The sequence below is a fragment of the Bacillus sp. BPN334 genome, from assembly GCF_008368885.1.
Taxonomy (GTDB): domain Bacteria; phylum Bacillota; class Bacilli; order Bacillales; family Bacillaceae_G; genus Bacillus_A; species Bacillus_A wiedmannii.
Map to the genome: position 1 here is coordinate 202,193 of NZ_QOZW01000007.1, position 16,120 is coordinate 218,312.

18 protein-coding genes and 1 pseudogene are annotated in these 16,120 nt (G+C 36.3%); 8 read left to right on the forward strand and 11 right to left on the reverse strand.

Translation table 11 applies throughout. The features are described 5' to 3' along the window. Positions 1–36: 36 nt before the first annotated feature. The 4 genes from DN393_RS11840 (at position 37) to DN393_RS11855 (ending at position 2,887) form a co-directional block, all read left to right on the forward strand. Positions 37–1,236 (forward strand): WXG100 family type VII secretion target, encoded by a 1,200-nt coding sequence (locus DN393_RS11840; protein WP_064477034.1) that lies wholly within the window; start codon positions 37–39, stop codon positions 1,234–1,236. A gap of 12 nt (positions 1,237–1,248) precedes the next feature. After that, positions 1,249–1,548, forward strand: a complete 300-nt coding sequence (locus DN393_RS11845; protein ID WP_064477035.1) for a contact-dependent growth inhibition system immunity protein — start codon at positions 1,249–1,251, stop codon at positions 1,546–1,548. A gap of 63 nt (positions 1,549–1,611) precedes the next feature. Beyond that, positions 1,612–2,589, forward strand: a complete 978-nt coding sequence (locus tag DN393_RS11850; RefSeq protein ID WP_088047069.1) for a WXG100 family type VII secretion target — start codon at positions 1,612–1,614, stop codon at positions 2,587–2,589. 13 nt (positions 2,590–2,602) lie between these two features. Beyond that, positions 2,603–2,887, forward strand: a complete 285-nt coding sequence (locus DN393_RS11855) for a hypothetical protein (protein ID WP_064477036.1) — start codon at positions 2,603–2,605, stop codon at positions 2,885–2,887. A gap of 69 nt (positions 2,888–2,956) precedes the next feature. Here DN393_RS11855 and DN393_RS11860 read toward each other — a convergent pair whose 3' ends face one another. From DN393_RS11860 to hflX, 10 genes and pseudogenes are all read right to left on the reverse strand, one after another. Next, the gene (locus tag DN393_RS11860; protein WP_064477037.1) at positions 2,957–4,012 is read right to left on the reverse strand and encodes an N-acetylmuramoyl-L-alanine amidase; all 1,056 of its coding nucleotides are present in this window, start codon (positions 4,010–4,012) and stop codon (positions 2,957–2,959) included. Further along, the gene (locus DN393_RS11865) at positions 4,009–4,248 is read right to left on the reverse strand and encodes a hypothetical protein (RefSeq protein ID WP_064477038.1); all 240 of its coding nucleotides are present in this window, start codon (positions 4,246–4,248) and stop codon (positions 4,009–4,011) included. Before DN393_RS11865 ends, DN393_RS11860 begins: the two co-directional genes overlap by 4 nt. Then, a complete protein-coding gene (locus DN393_RS11870; RefSeq protein ID WP_000348876.1) occupies positions 4,248–4,484 on the reverse strand; it encodes a hemolysin XhlA family protein in 237 nt (78 codons plus the stop codon). The genes DN393_RS11865 and DN393_RS11870 overlap by 1 nt, the downstream gene beginning before the upstream one ends. Positions 4,485–4,562: 78 nt before the next feature. Beyond that, entirely contained in the window at positions 4,563–4,934 is a 372-nt protein-coding gene (locus tag DN393_RS11875) for a hypothetical protein (RefSeq protein ID WP_000184446.1), read from the reverse strand. A 110-nt stretch (positions 4,935–5,044) separates the two neighbouring features. Next, positions 5,045–5,320, reverse strand: coding sequence for an AbrB/MazE/SpoVT family DNA-binding domain-containing protein (locus tag DN393_RS11880; protein WP_064477049.1), 276 nt, complete (start codon positions 5,318–5,320; stop codon positions 5,045–5,047). A 17-nt stretch (positions 5,321–5,337) separates the two neighbouring features. Continuing rightward, positions 5,338–7,782 (reverse strand): annotated as a pseudogene (locus DN393_RS31920) (phage tail spike protein); the annotation flags it as partial. 151 nt (positions 7,783–7,933) lie between these two features. Then, positions 7,934–9,268: a type I glutamate--ammonia ligase gene (glnA, locus tag DN393_RS11895; protein ID WP_000135336.1), complete on the reverse strand. Its 1,335-nt coding sequence runs from the start codon at positions 9,266–9,268 to the stop codon at positions 7,934–7,936. A 48-nt stretch (positions 9,269–9,316) separates the two neighbouring features. After that, positions 9,317–9,706, reverse strand: a complete 390-nt coding sequence (gene glnR / locus DN393_RS11900) for a transcriptional repressor GlnR (RefSeq protein WP_000656785.1) — start codon at positions 9,704–9,706, stop codon at positions 9,317–9,319. 174 nt (positions 9,707–9,880) lie between these two features. Further along, the gene (locus DN393_RS11905; RefSeq protein WP_064477040.1) at positions 9,881–11,152 is read right to left on the reverse strand and encodes a methionine gamma-lyase family protein; all 1,272 of its coding nucleotides are present in this window, start codon (positions 11,150–11,152) and stop codon (positions 9,881–9,883) included. Beyond that, positions 11,145–12,419, reverse strand: a complete 1,275-nt coding sequence (hflX, locus tag DN393_RS11910) for a GTPase HflX (RefSeq protein ID WP_064477041.1) — start codon at positions 12,417–12,419, stop codon at positions 11,145–11,147. Before hflX ends, DN393_RS11905 begins: the two co-directional genes overlap by 8 nt. Before the next feature lie 92 nt (positions 12,420–12,511). Between hflX and DN393_RS11915 the strand changes: the two genes are divergently transcribed. Together DN393_RS11915 and DN393_RS31510 are read left to right on the forward strand one after the other, a co-directional pair. Continuing rightward, the gene (locus DN393_RS11915) at positions 12,512–13,135 is read left to right on the forward strand and encodes a trimeric intracellular cation channel family protein (RefSeq protein WP_064477042.1); all 624 of its coding nucleotides are present in this window, start codon (positions 12,512–12,514) and stop codon (positions 13,133–13,135) included. A gap of 99 nt (positions 13,136–13,234) precedes the next feature. After that, positions 13,235–13,372, forward strand: coding sequence for a hypothetical protein (locus tag DN393_RS31510; RefSeq protein ID WP_064477043.1), 138 nt, complete (start codon positions 13,235–13,237; stop codon positions 13,370–13,372). Positions 13,373–13,403: 31 nt separating this feature from the next. On the opposite strand, the gene spoVK is transcribed toward DN393_RS31510, so the two are convergent. After that, a complete protein-coding gene (gene spoVK, locus DN393_RS11920) occupies positions 13,404–14,360 on the reverse strand; it encodes a stage V sporulation protein K (RefSeq protein ID WP_048562529.1) in 957 nt (318 codons plus the stop codon). A gap of 113 nt (positions 14,361–14,473) precedes the next feature. Between spoVK and DN393_RS11925 the strand changes: the two genes are divergently transcribed. Together DN393_RS11925 and DN393_RS11930 are read left to right on the forward strand one after the other, a co-directional pair. Beyond that, positions 14,474–15,439, forward strand: a complete 966-nt coding sequence (locus DN393_RS11925; protein WP_064477044.1) for a tyrosine-type recombinase/integrase — start codon at positions 14,474–14,476, stop codon at positions 15,437–15,439. A 113-nt stretch (positions 15,440–15,552) separates the two neighbouring features. After that, the coding region (locus DN393_RS11930; protein ID WP_149173523.1) for a collagen-like protein at positions 15,553–16,120 on the forward strand (568 nt) is incomplete at its 3' end.

The window sequence follows — 16,120 nt, forward strand, 5'->3', positions numbered from 1 at the left end:
TGCCTCATAATTTTAATCGGGAGCGTGAGGAAGAAAATGGTTCAAATAAAAATTACACCTGAAGAATTAGAACAAGTTGCAAAACGGGCTAATGATACTAAGCATGCATTAGAATCCATACATAATAATTTATGCAATCAAATTGATTACATGTGTTTTCAATGGACAGGTGCATCGAATCAAAACTTCGTTCAAATGTTTAACAATGCCAGACCATCCGTATTCACAGCTATCAATGCACTTGTGCATGTCGAAGAAGAATTAAAGAGAATTGCTGAAAAATTCCGCGTTGCAGATAGCGAAGATGTAACGACTCCAAAAGAAACTACACCTAGTAAATCACCTGAAAAATCTTTCTTAGGAAAAGTTTGGGATGGTATAGTAGACGGTACAGGAGCTGCTGTTGGAGATACAATCGACGGTATAAAAGCATTAGGTGACTGGGAAACTTGGAAAGGCATGGGCTACACTGTCACCCATTTAGATAAAGCTCTACCTGCTATGTGGGATGCGTTATCCGACTCTTATAATAAAGATGTGATAAATGGGGATGCAGAAACACGTGCAAGATGGGGATCGTATGCTTTAACACAAATTGGATTAGGTCTTCTTGGAGATAAAGGGGTCAGTAAGGCTGCAAATCTAGCACAAGGTGCTAAATTCTCTCAAGGCATCTCAAAAGCTGGACAATTATTTAATAAAGGCGATAATTTGGCTTTCACAGGCGGTAATGGTGTTACATCTGCATTTGATAGTGCTACTTTTAGACAAGCCGAAGAAAAACTTTCAACCTACCAGTTTGCTCAAGGTGAAAATACTACTACTGTGAAACCTGGTGATAGTAGTTCACTTGCCCCTGGAGGGGGCCTAGCTGCACACGAGGCTAGAGGTGGACATTTAATAGAAAGACATGTAGGAAAAACAGATGAAGAACTATTGCAAAGATTAGAAAGTAATTCTACAATAACAGGTGCGTCCACCTTTGCCGATAGAGCTACGGCTGAAAAAATAGCAAATGAAGTTTTAAGCAACCCGCAAAATACGGAAAAAATAAACAGATGGTTAAATAACCCTGACAGCAAGCCAACCTTACCCTTAAGATACCAAGGTACAGATATTACTGGTAGGCATGTTCCTAGAGGATCAGAAATTATCTCAGAAGTAAAAAATGCAAGAATTGTTTTAAAAAAAGAAAGAGATGGTAGTTTTATTATTACAGGATATCCAGAAAGATAGAGGAGAGTTTATATGAAAGATAAATACATACAATATGAAGAATTAAGTGATTTTTTAGCAGGAACTTTCCATCAAGATATTGAATCAATCGAATTCGCCATAAACGAATTTATCACTGAAGTTACTAATATATGTTTAGAGAATACTATTGAAGACATTACATCATTCCTACAAAGTGGTTTAACTGTTCATGAAAAAGAAGAATTCATTAAATATAATGCCGAAATTTATTTTCCTGCTTTAAACCTTACCCCTATAGAATGGCTAGAGCAAATAGTCGAACTCTTAAAAAGAGCATTAAAAAATAAATAGTAAGAACGGTTTTCGACCACCCTTTACAGGTGGTCTTTTACTTTTTTCTACGTGACACCTGAAATGCTAGAAGATGTTGCAAATCGTGCAAGTAATACCAGGATCGCATTAGAATCTATACATAATAATTTATGTAATGAAATTGATCATTTGTGTTTTCAATGGATTGGTGCCTCTAATCAACAGTTCGTTCAAATGTTCAATGATGCAAGACCAAAAGCTTTTACATCTATCAATTCAATTATACAAGTGGAAGAAGATTTGAAACGAATTGCTGAAAAATTCCGTAATGCAGATAATCAAGATGTTACATTGGAAGAAGGCGCAATGTGTGGTAGACCTTCTTCAGAGGACACAGGATTTGATGGTAAAAAATTAGCCAGAGATATAGCTGGTGAACTAAGTGGGGAATATGATATTCGGCGCGCTTGGAACGGTATTGATCCATCAACTGGAGAAAAACTTTCCACTTGGGAAAGAATTTTCGCTGGAGGAATGGCTGTAGCTGGTCTTACACCAGTTGGAAAAATTGCCAAAGTTGGAAAAGGAGTAAAAATGACTGCAAATGCAGTTGAAGCTGCTAACACTGCTAAAAAAGCTGAAAAGCTAAGAAATGCTACACAATACTCCACTCTTATTGAGGATAAAGTAATAGCGGTTGAAAAGCAAAACCTACCTGGAACTCTTGGTGCAACATTTAAAGATGGTAATTATAGAACAGTAAAAACAACAGAAGATATCAATTTTTACCGAGCATATGGTGGACAAGCTAAACCAAACGGAACATTTGTTACTACAGTTCCTGCGCCAAACAAAATTCAAGCAAAAAGAGATTTAGCGTTATTACCTGAATGGAAAAACACTCGACAATATGAAGCGGTAATACAAGCCCCAGAAGGTACAATATTACAAATAGGACGAGCTGAAAAACAAACAACTAGGTCTGGAACAATATTTAAAGGTGATGAAGACCAAGTATTATTACCATTCGGATATCCATCAGAATGGATCAAAGAAGTTAGAGAAATTCCAGGTAAATAGGAGGAGAATATATATGTTTAAAAATACAAATGTACTATTATGTCAAATCGAGATAGTAATTGAAATTACAAAAAATAAACAAAAAGAAAAAGAAGATCCATTCTATGAAGATTTACTAAAACGATTAAATCGTTTAGCTAATTATCTACAAAGTAACGATTATACTAATGACGGATTAGAATCTCGTCGAATTAAAGGCGCAGTGAGAGCCTATACTGATACCGGTCTCGTAAAAAGTTTTGACGACCCTCTACTTATTGAATTAGATAAATTAGAGACTATGCTAAATGAAAATTAACAATTCCTTTCAAATTATATTAATTGTAAATAAATAACAATAGACCACCTATTACAGGTGGTCTATTTTCTATTTCACATACACATAGGCTTCATTTGCTGTTAAATAATATATTTTCCCTTTGCAGTTGTGTACTTTATATAGTGATGATCCATTTACATTTACTTTAACATCAATAGTGAATCCTAACCCTACATCCACAGTACCAGCAACATCTTTATCCTGCCAAGATGCGGATTCATAGAAACGTAAATTGTTCACTTTAGAAATAACCCTCTTACCAGTTATAGTAGAAGCATCCGTCCCATTGTAACGGATGTATGAGGATTCATAATAAATCCATTGGTTACCACCAAGATTTAACCAGTTTCCTAATTTGCCCCATACTTTATAAGCCTGTCCTTTTTGTAGTTTATGAATAACACTATTATCTGTTGATGGTCCAGAACGAAGATTTACATTGTATCCCTCAATATACGCAACACCATTCACCTCTACTGTGCCAGTTATTTCATTTGGTTTCTGTGGTTTTGCATCCACTGTAACAGAATTCCCGTTATAAGCCTTTAACACGTCTGCTCGGAATTTCGCCTCTGATACACCATGACTACGAAGATAATCAAGTGGGTCTTCATGGTCTGTACCACCTAATTTATAAGTAATATCCTTATGTGTCCACAACCCTTTTGAAGGATGAATATTTCGTTCACGTAAGATTTCTCCTATTAACTCTACATATCGTTCGTAAGAACGTTTGAATTTCATCGGATCACTTGTTTCACACAATTCAACGTGAACAAATCTAGCATTAGCTGCCGGACCTGCACCCCATGCACGATATTTAGTAGATGCAATTTGAATCTTTTCATCCCAATCAACTGCGTAGTGAACAAACGCCGAACGCCATGTACGAGACTCATATTTTTGAATATTAATAGCTGGAGCTTCTGGGGTAGCTGTAGAATGAGCTACAACACCTTCATAAGCACCAACACCGTTACGGTATGGTTGTTTTCGTAAATCAGGAATAATTAAAACTCTATCAGCAAATACGTTTGTTCCAATTGATAATACTAAAATCATAGCAACAACTATAGACGAAATATGTTTCCACTTCTTTTTCATTTTACATCGGCATCCTTTTTTATAATTTTTGTGTGGTCAAATAATCCACTTGCTGACAGTCCAATAATGATTCCTTGAAATATATTTGTTTTGATATCTTGAGACAAAAAGAAAACGCCTAGCGTTATGCCAAGCGTTAAATTTAGTAACGGAACATATTTTGTTTGCATCCCAACTGTTTTTGCAATTTGTGATAGTCCTACGACAACACCAATCATTACCGTAATTTCAATCATTACATACCACCTCCTTTCAAGAAGAAGGTAAGAGCCGCTCCAATAAGCCCCCCAACAATAAGGCGTAAAATCCAAGTTGTATTAGCACTAATCTTATCTAATTGTTTATTGATATTGATAATGTCTTTCTCGTTACCTGTTGTCCGCATTTCTAAACTTTTAATCTCTAAGCGAATGTCCTTAATATCTTGCTTTATTTCTTGAACATCACTTCTCACCTCTTGCAAACCATCCATACCGTCCACCTCTTTCCAACCTCATAAATTATTTAAAATAAAAAAGCCTACTTTTCGTACGCTTTACTTTAAATCTATTTATTTAGTTCCTCCGTGTTTATCTGATGCCTCTATATGTTCCTTGATAGAAACCCCACTACCTACTTCTGTAGAAATCTCTGCTGCCGGATCCCCCGCTTTTATAATAGAAACTGTAATCGGACTACCTCTGAATAACTCAACATTAACGTTAAAATTGCTCGCAGTAATAATTCCGGCATTTACTAAGTTATCCACAACATCATCGATTTCCATAAATTTATTATCGTTCCCTGGCATCACATCTTCATTTGGAGCTGGGTTTTGAACTAATTGCATAACTAATTTCTCTAGTATTGGCATGATTTGATTGATAATTTGACTTTGTAATTGATTTTCCTCTGGACTTGTACTTTGGATTTGATTCGTCATTTTGTTATCTCCCCTTTTAGACAATAAAAAAGACCAACTTATGGCTGCTCTGGTTTCCTATTTATTCATTTTTATAGTCATACTCCTTTCAGTTGCGATTTGCTACTTCTCTATTCAGTAGGTACATTTTGTTTTTCCTGTGAAGCTTGTGTAATTCTGTCTAAGCAATCTTTGCAAATTTCCTGATTACCGATTCTTGTTGTATTTGTATTCACACCACAAATATCACAAAACCTTTCTTCAGTTCTAACGAACAGATTAGAAGTATCAGAGAATAATTCCACTTTTGTATTTGGTTTAATACCTGCTGTTTGCAACATATCCAATGGGATTTTGATTGTCCCATCTTCACCAACTGTTCCTAAAATACCTAAAAATTGACTCATTTCATTTTCTCCTTTCATCATTGTGAGCTACTTATAAAGTTCCATGCTTTTCCATCGTGGTAGTAAGCTCCAAACCCTCTATAACCATTCCTCATCCATAGAACCCCTTGTTGAGACAAAGAAATCTTTCCAAATGAGTTGAATAATATACCCGATGTTGAAATTGGTGACGTGAAGTTAACTCTCTTGGCTGTAAACCAAATTCCCTCTTGAGCTGTTATACCGATATTACCTGCATTCGTTAGACGAATATTACTCTCAGCGCCATTGTAATCTACATAGCGATAGTAAACGCCATTTCCATCTTTGTAGATACTTCCAAGGTTCCTACCAGTCCCATCACCTTCACCAAGAATTATATATGGGTTACGTGTTGTACTTTTTCTCTCATCTTCAAATCCCATCACAACTTTGGCAGATCCTTGGTTTACAAAACGAAGAACCTGATTTTCCATATGGAGGTATTCTTTTGTAGCACTTGTTTTGATAGTCATACCTTGGAGTAATCCAGCTTTTAACCAAGATGCTTCCACCCTACCCACCAAATCTATTAGATCAGCTGAAATATTAATCTTTTCTGCCGTTTGATTGATAGATGAAATGATTTCACCTTTTTTTACTGTACTTAGAATATTTTTCTCAGTAACTTGAATACGTCCTTCCATATTCCTTACAAAAGCATTCGTAGCAAATTTATCATTAGATTAAGTTTGTGTATAAACCTCTGTCTTTTTTGCTGCTAAATCAATACCTTTCTCATTAACACTAAAACGGTTATCGATTTGAGTCATCTTGTGATTGTATTGCTCAGTTGCTACTCTATTAGCTATATCTTCTAGCATTTTGTCAGCATCAGTTTGGTCTTTCGGATGTAACCAAAATTCTGTAGCTACTTTCCCACGCTGTAACATAGGCATGCAAAACCAAGCTCTACCATTTCTTTTTATGTATGGTCGAAATCTTACAAACCCAGTTCCTGCTGGAGCTTTAGCTGTACAAGTAGATCTAATCCAAGTATTGTTAATGATTTGAACCCTTTCTCTAGCAGTTGAAATTCTGGTTGCTTTATTTGATTACCAAAACTCCATCTCGATATACACACCATTATCAATAGGCACTTTCCCATCAGTGTTAAAGTAAGCCGAAATAACAATGTCTTCTGAAGGAGAACAATCTATAAACTGTCCAAAAGCACCCCACCATCTATCCTGATCTTGTCCCGTAGTGTGCATAGAAAACGAGTTGTATCCTTTATACTTTAGGTTTGGGTCTATAGCGTGCCCATTCGACCACCCCCAGTACTTGTTCCCTTGAGTAAAACCTGCATCGCGAATCTCATTGATGGCTCCAAGACCAACACCAAGCACTGAATTATCATAGAAATCTTGTATGATATTGTCGGGCATTGTAAATGTAGCGGACACCTTAACCCACTGACCTGTTATTGTTTTAGGAGTACGCATAATTCGTTTTGCTACAACATCATTGTCATTTGTTCCTGTAGCAGTAGTAACACCAAAGTTGTTAATATCAATTGCCGTCGGAATAACTTCGTTAGTGTAAATTTCATAGCTGATTGTTTATGTTCTGCCCACAAGTAACATGACATTTTTATTAGTATATAGAATGCCTTTCCAACTACCACTTGCCCCAGCAGGGATCGTTATTTACTACCATTTATTACCATCACCATGCTTTATGGTTGCTCCACCAGTTGCACCAAAGGATTTTTGTTTATAAAAGTTTTGACCACCAATTTTCATGCCGTCATACTTCTACTCAACACTTGTTAACTTTTCACTGATTTTACCCGCTTGCTCTTTAATTTCAGTTGTTGTTTTCCTTAAATCATTCGTCGTTTGCTGCACATCGGAAATTGTCTTTTTTGTACCTTCTACATTTGATTCAACCGTATTTAATTTATTACTAATATCAGTATCTTTTTTAGTTAACGATTCTATGGATTGTTTAAAACTGTTAGCCATTTGCTCAGATTTCGTTACACGTTCTGTAAGCTTTCCCTGTTCGTTTTGTACATTTGATACAGAAGTATTTATTCCTTTAATAGTAGTCTCGATTTCTACTGTTGTTTTAGTGAAATCAGTTGTGGATACTTGGTCTTCTGGTGCTGGTGTCCATGCAGTTGATATTGTGCCAATTTCTAATTTAAGCTTTTCAATTAACACTTCCCCCGTAAAATCACGTGCTAAAGCGTAAACTGAAATCTCCTTAATAGGCTTATCCATTACTACTGCACTTGCTGTGAACCTTTCCTGGTTATATTGTTTACCTAGGGTTAAATGGTTTTCTACGCGGCAACTTGGATAATGAAATGTATTGTCTGTAAAAGTAATCTTCACTTCGAAACCAGCCCATTTATTCGTTGTACCCCATGCAGTAACTCTACCTGTAAATAGGAAACTCATAGCAAGATTCTTACCCTGCATTAAGGATTCTATTTCGGGGTTTGAAGCTTATATGAATAATGTATTGGGGTAACTTTGATTTTTTTGTGGGTGTTTTGTGGGTGAATTACTCTTCTTTCAAATAAAAGTGTTTTACCCACAAAATAAAAAAACCCTCAACACGTTATGTGTCAAGGGTTTGAGCCTCTTAGTATAGAGACATATATTGATCGCGTTCCCATTGGTGAACTTGTGTGCGGAAGATGTCCCACTCAATCTCTTTCGCTTCGATGAAGTGCTCAAGTAAATGGTCACCTAGTGCACCACATACTACTTCATTCGATTGCAATGTAATTAATGCTTGCGCTAATGTTGCTGGTAAGTCAACGATGCCTGCTTCTTCGCGCTCTTCTTTTGTCATTACATAGATGTTACGGTCTACTGCAGCTGGTGGAGTTAATTTGTTTTTAATTCCATCAAGACCTGCTGCTAATAATGTAGCCATTACTAAATATGGGTTTGCAGCTGGGTCAACACTACGTACTTCTACGCGTGTGCTAATTCCACGAGATGCAGGGATACGTACTAACGGGCTACGATTTTGTGCAGACCATGCTACGTAACAAGGAGCTTCGTATCCAGGTACTAAACGCTTGTAAGAGTTTACAGTTGGGTTTGCTACCGCTGTAAATGCTGGTGCGTGTTTTAAAATACCTGCGATGAAGTGACGAGCATCATCACTTAATTGTAAGTCACCGTTTTGATCGAAGAATACGTTCTCACCATTTTTGAATAGTGATAAGTTACAGTGCATACCTGAACCGTTCACACCATATAATGGTTTTGGCATAAATGTTGCGTGTAAACCGTGTTTACGAGCAATTGTTTTTACAACAAGTTTGAATGTTTGAATGTCATCACATGAACGAATTGCATTTGCATATTTAAAGTCAATTTCGTGTTGTCCTGGAGCAACCTCATGGTGAGACGCTTCAATTTCAAAGCCCATTTCTTCAAGTTCAAGAACGATATCACGACGACAGTTTTCCCCTAGATCCATCGGCGCAAGGTCGAAGTATCCACCGTTATCGTTTAATTCTAATGTTGGATTTCCTTTTTCATCTACTTTAAATAGGAAGAATTCTGGCTCTGGTCCAAGATTGAAATCTGAGAATCCTAATGCTTCCATTTCTTTTAATACACGCTTTAAGTTGTTACGTGGATCGCCATCAAATGGAGTGCCATCTGCATTGTAAATATCACAGATTAATCGAGCTACTTTGCCTTTTTCAGCTGTCCAAGGGAAAATTACCCAAGTATCTAAATCCGGGAATAAGTACATATCAGATTCTTCAATACGTACGAAACCTTCAATAGAAGATCCATCAAACATCATTTTGTTATCAAGAGCTTTTGTTAATTGGCTCACTGGAATTTCTACGTTTTTAATTACTCCTAAAAGGTCCGTAAATTGTAAGCGGATATACTTTACATTCTCTTCTTTCGCCAAACGGAAAATATCTTCTCTTGTGTACCTAGCCATTATAAATTCCTCCTTAGTCCCTCTAAACACCTTCAGAATCAGTTATCTTTAGTGAAAAAACCTTGAAATGTCACCTTGTCGCAATGAAGTCCGATTAAACCTACCTGTATGTTGTAGTTCATCTCGAAGTATTTTGCGAAGCTCAGTTTTTGAAATTTCTTTCGTTTCTTCTTTTACTTTCACTGTTTCTGTTTGATTTACTTTCATTAGTAACACTTGTTTAATACCAGCCATATTCAAGCCTTGATCTAATAAATCTTTAATCTCTAACAACTTATCTACATCGTTAAATGAAAATAATCTACGATTCCCCTTTGTACGGGTTGGAGAAACAAGATTATGCTCTTCATAGTAGCGAATTTGACGTGCAGATAATTGTGTTAAATCCATAACAATACCAATAGGAAACAGCGGGGCAGAACGTCTATCTTCTTTCATTGTTTCAGTTCCTCCTTCGCCTTAACTGCTTCTCATTTTACACCATGTTATGTTTAGTGTCAATAGATGTTAGCTTTTCTTACATGATTTTTTATAAATTTTTTCATTCTTTTTTCTAATGAAATAAATTATTACTTTCACACGAAAAAAGCTGTCGAAATCGACAGCTTCTCCTTAAGAAATTGTTAATAATTCTTTTTCAATTAACGCATCAATTGCAGAACAAATCGCAATCTTTACATGTGAATAAGTTAACCCACCTTGCACGTAAGCAACATAAGGCGGACGAATTGGACCATCAGCTGACAATTCAATACTTGCACCTTGAATAAACGTTCCCGCAGCCATAATTACATCATCTTCATAACCGGGCATATAGTTGGCATATGGAGTGAAGTGAGAATTAATCGGAGATGCATATTGAATTGCTTGGCAGAATGCAATCATACGATCTTTATCATCAAATTGAACAGACTGAATTAAATCTGTTCTTGGTGCATTCCATGCTGGTGATGTATTCATTCCTAACTTCTCTAAAAATGCAGCTGTAAAAATCGCACCTTTTAGCGCTTGTCCCGCTACATGCGGCGCTAAGAAGAAACCTTGATACATTTCTTGTAGACTGTATAAAGATGCCCCTGCTTCCGCACCGATTCCTGGAGATGTTAAACGATATGCACATGCTTCAACATACTGTTCTTTACCAACAATGTAACCACCAGTTTTAACAATTCCACCACCAGGGTTTTTAATAAGCGAACCTGCCATTAAATCTGCACCAACATGACATGGCTCTTGCTCTTCAATAAACTCACCATAACAGTTATCTACAAACACAACAACATCAGGTTTAATTTCTTTAACGAATGCTATCATCTCTTTAATTTGAGAAATAGTAAATGATGGACGAGTAGCATAACCTTTTGAGCGCTGAATCCCAATCATCTTCGTATTACTATGAATTGCAGTCGCAACAGCTCCAAAATCAACAAGCCCCTCTTCAGTAAGCGGAACTGCATTATAACCAATATTATATTCTTTAAATGAACCTACACCTTTTCCGCGTACACCAACGATTTCTTCTAACGTATCGTACGGTTTGCCAGTGATGTACAATAGCTCATCTCCCGGACGTAAAATACCGAATAACGCTGTAGAAATAGCATGAGTACCTGAAATAATTTGCGGACGAACAAGACCAGCTTCCGCTCCAAATACATCCGCATACACTTTTTCTAACGTATCACGGCCAATATCATCATAACCGTAACCTGTCGTCGGAATAAAATGCGAATCACTAATTTTATGTTTACGAAAACTTTCTAATACACGAAACTGATTACTTTCAATTACTTCATCCGCGCGTTTATGTACTTCTGTAACCTGGCTCTCTACTTCTTTTACGATTGGAGCAATTTTTTCTCCATTTTTCAAACGATCAAACATTTTTATTTTCTCCTTCTTCCACTAAAAATCTCTTTAATTGCACATTAAGCGATGAATGAGCAAAAATATACCCTACGCAATCATATACAAATTTATCTTCCAGAAACTCCATCTTTGTTAATAGCGTTTCTGTCTTTAATAGCGTTAACAACTTACCTTCACTCGGTGGAATTTCCACTTGATAACGATTCATTTCTTCCTTCATTTTCGTTTCTATCGCTTCTTTTATATGCAATAAATCACTTTGTTCAAAGGCACTAGTCATTAAGAAGTCACTTTTCGGAAACGGAATAAAGTTTTGATGTAATTCATCTTTTTTATTATATAACGTAATAATAGGAATATGATTAATTTCAAGTTCTGACAATAATCGTTTTACTGTTTTCTCATGCCCTACATAATTAGGATCTGCTGAATCAACTACATGTAAAATAACATCCGCTTCACCAGCTTCTTCTAATGTCGAACGAAAAGCAGCAATTAATGACGTAGGTAAATCTTGTATAAAACCCACCGTATCAGTTAGTAATACTGTATAACCTGAAGGTAACGGCATCTTCCTTGTCGTCGGGTCTAGCGTTGCAAACAACAAGTTTTCTTCAAACGTATCTGCTTCCGTCAATCTATTAAACAGTGTAGATTTTCCCGCATTCGTATACCCTATTAATGAAACTTGAAATACTTTATTATTTTTTCTTCTCTCACGATATCTTTTTCGATGCTCCACAACAACCGCAAGTTGTTTCTTTATTTCATCAACGCGTGATCGAATATGGCGACGATCCGTCTCAAGTTTCGTCTCACCCGGCCCTCTCGTTCCAATACCACCACCAAGACGTGATAACGACAATCCTTGCCCCATAAGACGCGGCATTGTATATTGCAACTGAGCTAATTCTACTTGAAGCTTACCTTCCCTCGACTTCGCACGTTGCGCAAAAATATCTAATATTAGTTGCGTTCGATCAATTACCCTCGCATCTAATACTGAGGATAAATTCCGAATTTGACTCGGCGTTAATTCGTTATTAAATACGATAACATCCGGTTCTAATTCTTCCGTTAACATTGTAAGCTCTTCTAATTTACCTTTACCTATATAAGTCGCCGGATGAAACTTCGGTCGTTTTTGCGTTGTAGACACTAATAATTCTGCTCGTGCAGTCTTCGCTAGCGATGCAAGCTCTTTCATGGAATGCATAAACTTTTCATCATCATCTTGTGGCAATTGACAGCCTACTAATATGACTTTTTCTTTTTCTTCCATCAAATATGTTCACTCATCCTTTTCGAAATTTAAACCTTCTAATATAATAGCAGAGGAAGCACATTTCATCTAGTTAGCGGGGGAGAAAATTCATGGCATGGGAGATTTTTAGCATCATAGGCACAATCGCTTTCGCACTAAGCGGAGCCATTGTTGCAATGGAAGAAGATTATGATATTTTCGGAGTTTATATTTTAGGAATGGCAACCGCATTTGGGGGAGGTGCCCTTCGTAATTTATTAATCGGTTATCCGATTGTCGCGCTTTGGCAACAAGACATGTTATTCCAAATCGCACTACTATCAATGACGATTATTTTTCTTTTTCCTAATAAATTAATTAGACACTGGAAAAAGTGGGAAAATATCACTGATGCTATCGGCTTATCAGCATTCGCCGTACAAGGAGCATTATATGCTCAAAAATTAAATTTACCAATTAGCGCTACAATCGTAGCAGCTGTTTTAACTGGTATTGGCGGTGGTATCATCCGCGATCTTTTAGCCCGCAGAAAACCTCTCGTCCTTCGAGCTGAAGTATATGCCTTTTGGACGATTCTAGCAGGTTTCTTAATCGGTGCTCAAATTATTGTTAGCGATTGGGCTCTATATACCTTATTCATTTTAATTGTTTGCTTCCGCATGGTTTCTATTCATTACAAATGGCATTTACCGCATAGACGCATCGATACAAAGGAACGTTCAATGCATAAATAGTAATCTAACCTCTTTACATATCGTAAAGAGGTTTTTCTTTTCTAATGAGTTTTTCTTTACAAAATGTTTATACTAATCCTCAAAGCGAGGTGAATACAAATGACAAACCATGTTAATAAAAGTGCTCAAAAAAGCTCAGTAGGTCAAATTGGACACGATCCTAATTCTGCACACGAAAAAAGCGCTAAAATGGAACACTTCCATAAACCTTATCAAGAAAAAGCAAAAAAAGAGTAAAAGCACTTATACAAAAAAACAGACGCACAGTTTACGTACTGTGCGTCTCCTCTTCAAGCATCAAATCACAACTTGATATCCCAATTAAATCATATTTATCATACGTATCCTCTTGCAACAACCGCATAGCCTGTGTACGAATCGATTTTTCAACAATATTACGTACATATCGTCCATTACTAAATGATGTAATTTGCGACGAGTACTTTACAGCATGTAAATGATCTCTAAATTTCCATTCAGCCTCTTTCGATAACTGGTATTCACGTTCTTCATACATCCTCTTCCCTATTTCTAACAGCTGATTTACTGAGTAATCCGCAAATTCAATTATAAACGGAAAACGTGATTGCAGACCTGGATTTAATGAAAGAAAGTGATTCATTTCTCTTGAATATCCGGCTAAAATCAATACAAAACCGTGTTGTTTATCTTCCATATGCTTTACGAGCGTATCAATTGCTTCTTTCCCAAAATCTTTTTCTCCCCCTCGGGCTAATGAATACGCCTCATCAATAAACAAAATACCTCCCATTGCTTTTTTTATTAAATCTCTTGTTTTTTGAGCTGTATGACCGATGTACTCTCCTACAAGATCCGCACGTTCAGCTTCAACTAAGTGCCCTTTTGACAGAATATTCATCTCAAACAACAATTTCCCTATCATTCTAGCAACAGTTGTCTTCCCTGTACCTGGATTCCCTTTAAACAACATATGAAGTACTTGCTTCTCAGACTTCAACCCTATTTCTTGTCTTTTTTTATTTACATAAATCCAAGCATATATTTCTTTTATTATCTTTTTTATATCATCCATCCCAATAAGCTTTCCCATTTCTTCTTCAATTCTTTGCAACATCTCATGTTTCGTAGTAGTTTCACTTGAAATCACTGTTTTATTTTCTGCGGCTGGTAAAGAAATTTTCTTTCGATGATTTAAAACAATGTTAATTTGATTATTATTTTTCTTTCGCATCGATTGTTCCATACAATCACCTCATTTTATCCACTCACCAAATATTATTATTCCTGTCTCCCTTGCAAATGACTATTTTCAGAAAAGTTTGCTATAATATAAGAAATAATGAAGGTGGTGGGACTATGGAAACATCGGAATTCCATGATACAATACAAGCCTTTTCTATTTTTTTATTGAATAAAGGCCGAAAAGCTTCAACCATTAAACGTTATGTTTATGACATTGAAGATTTCGGACATTGGTTAGAAAAAAACAATAAGCTCCCTTCCAGTAATATATGGGCTACACTTTGTACAAAAGACTACGAAGATTACTTTTCCGACCTAAAAAAGAATCGACATTACTCAGAGAAAACGATGCACCGTGTATTTATTGTATTAAATAGAATGCATCATTTTCTAAACATCCCTAACCCATTAAAGAACATGGAAATTTCTATTCAACCAGACCGCACACTTCGTAACGAAGATTTCATTTCATCTGATGAAGAAAAAAGATTAAAACATATAATCACTTCATTAGAAGGACTTTCAGAAAAACAACGTCCTGTGCGCCCTTTATTAATGGATCGTAATGTTGCTATTTTAAACTTATTAATCGACTATGGATTATCCTTACAGGAACTTACAGCGTTAACTATGCATCACGTTCACTTTGAAACTAACACATTCTCTATCCCAGCAACCGCAGGGGTAGAAAGAACAATTACATTAACTAACGAAGACAAAAAACAACTATATACTTATTACAAAAGCATCCCTGAACCCGTTCGTCCAAAATACCATAGTCATGACCCCTTATTTATCGCATTTGATTTTAATCGCGGAACATACAGATGGGTATACGAAAATGATGCACCGAAGGGATTAACAGAAATCGCTATCCAAAAAATGATTCGCCTTGAAGTATCTAGAGCTAATTTACGCAAAGGAATCTCAGGACAACACTTTCGTAACACCTATATTTTAAACTTAATAAAAAAAGAAACTCCGGAGTCAGAAATTATAAAACTAGCTGGATTCAAATCAAAAGTTTCACTAAAACGATATTATCAATACGCAGAAAATAGAAAAAACGCCTTATCATGAGGCGTTTTTTCTATTTTTTCTTTAAACAAACGATTTTACTATGACCATTTAACTAATTTTTGCATCTACTATGATGAGTTTCATTCACATTCTCATTAGAAAGGAGAGATTTAATGTCTCGTTATGACGACAGTCAAAACAAATTCTCCAAACCATGCTTTCCAAGTAGCGCTGGACGAATCCCAAATACCCCATCCATCCCAATTACTAAAGCACAACTTAGAACATTTCGCGCAATCATTATCGATTTAACAAAAATAATCCCAAAACTTTTTGCAAATCCATCTCCCCAAAATATTGAAGATCTAATTGATACATTGGACCTACTAAGTAAATTTATTTGTTCACTAGAAGCTACTTCCTCCCTGAAAGCGCAAGGATTAGCAATTATTAAAAACTTAATAACTATATTAAAAAATCCAACTTTCGTAGCAAGTGCTGTATTTGTTGAACTCCAAATTTTAATTAATTATTTACTTTACATCACAAAGTTATTCCGAATCGATCATTGTACACTCCAAGAACTCCTTAAATTAATTGCAGAGTTACAAACTACTCTAGTTAATTCAGCTTCGTTCGGCAGAGGTCCTACCGGGCCTACTGGGCCTCGAGGTAACACAGGCGCTACTGGTGCCACTGGGCCTCAAGGGAACACGGGCTCTACTGGTGCCACTGGACCTC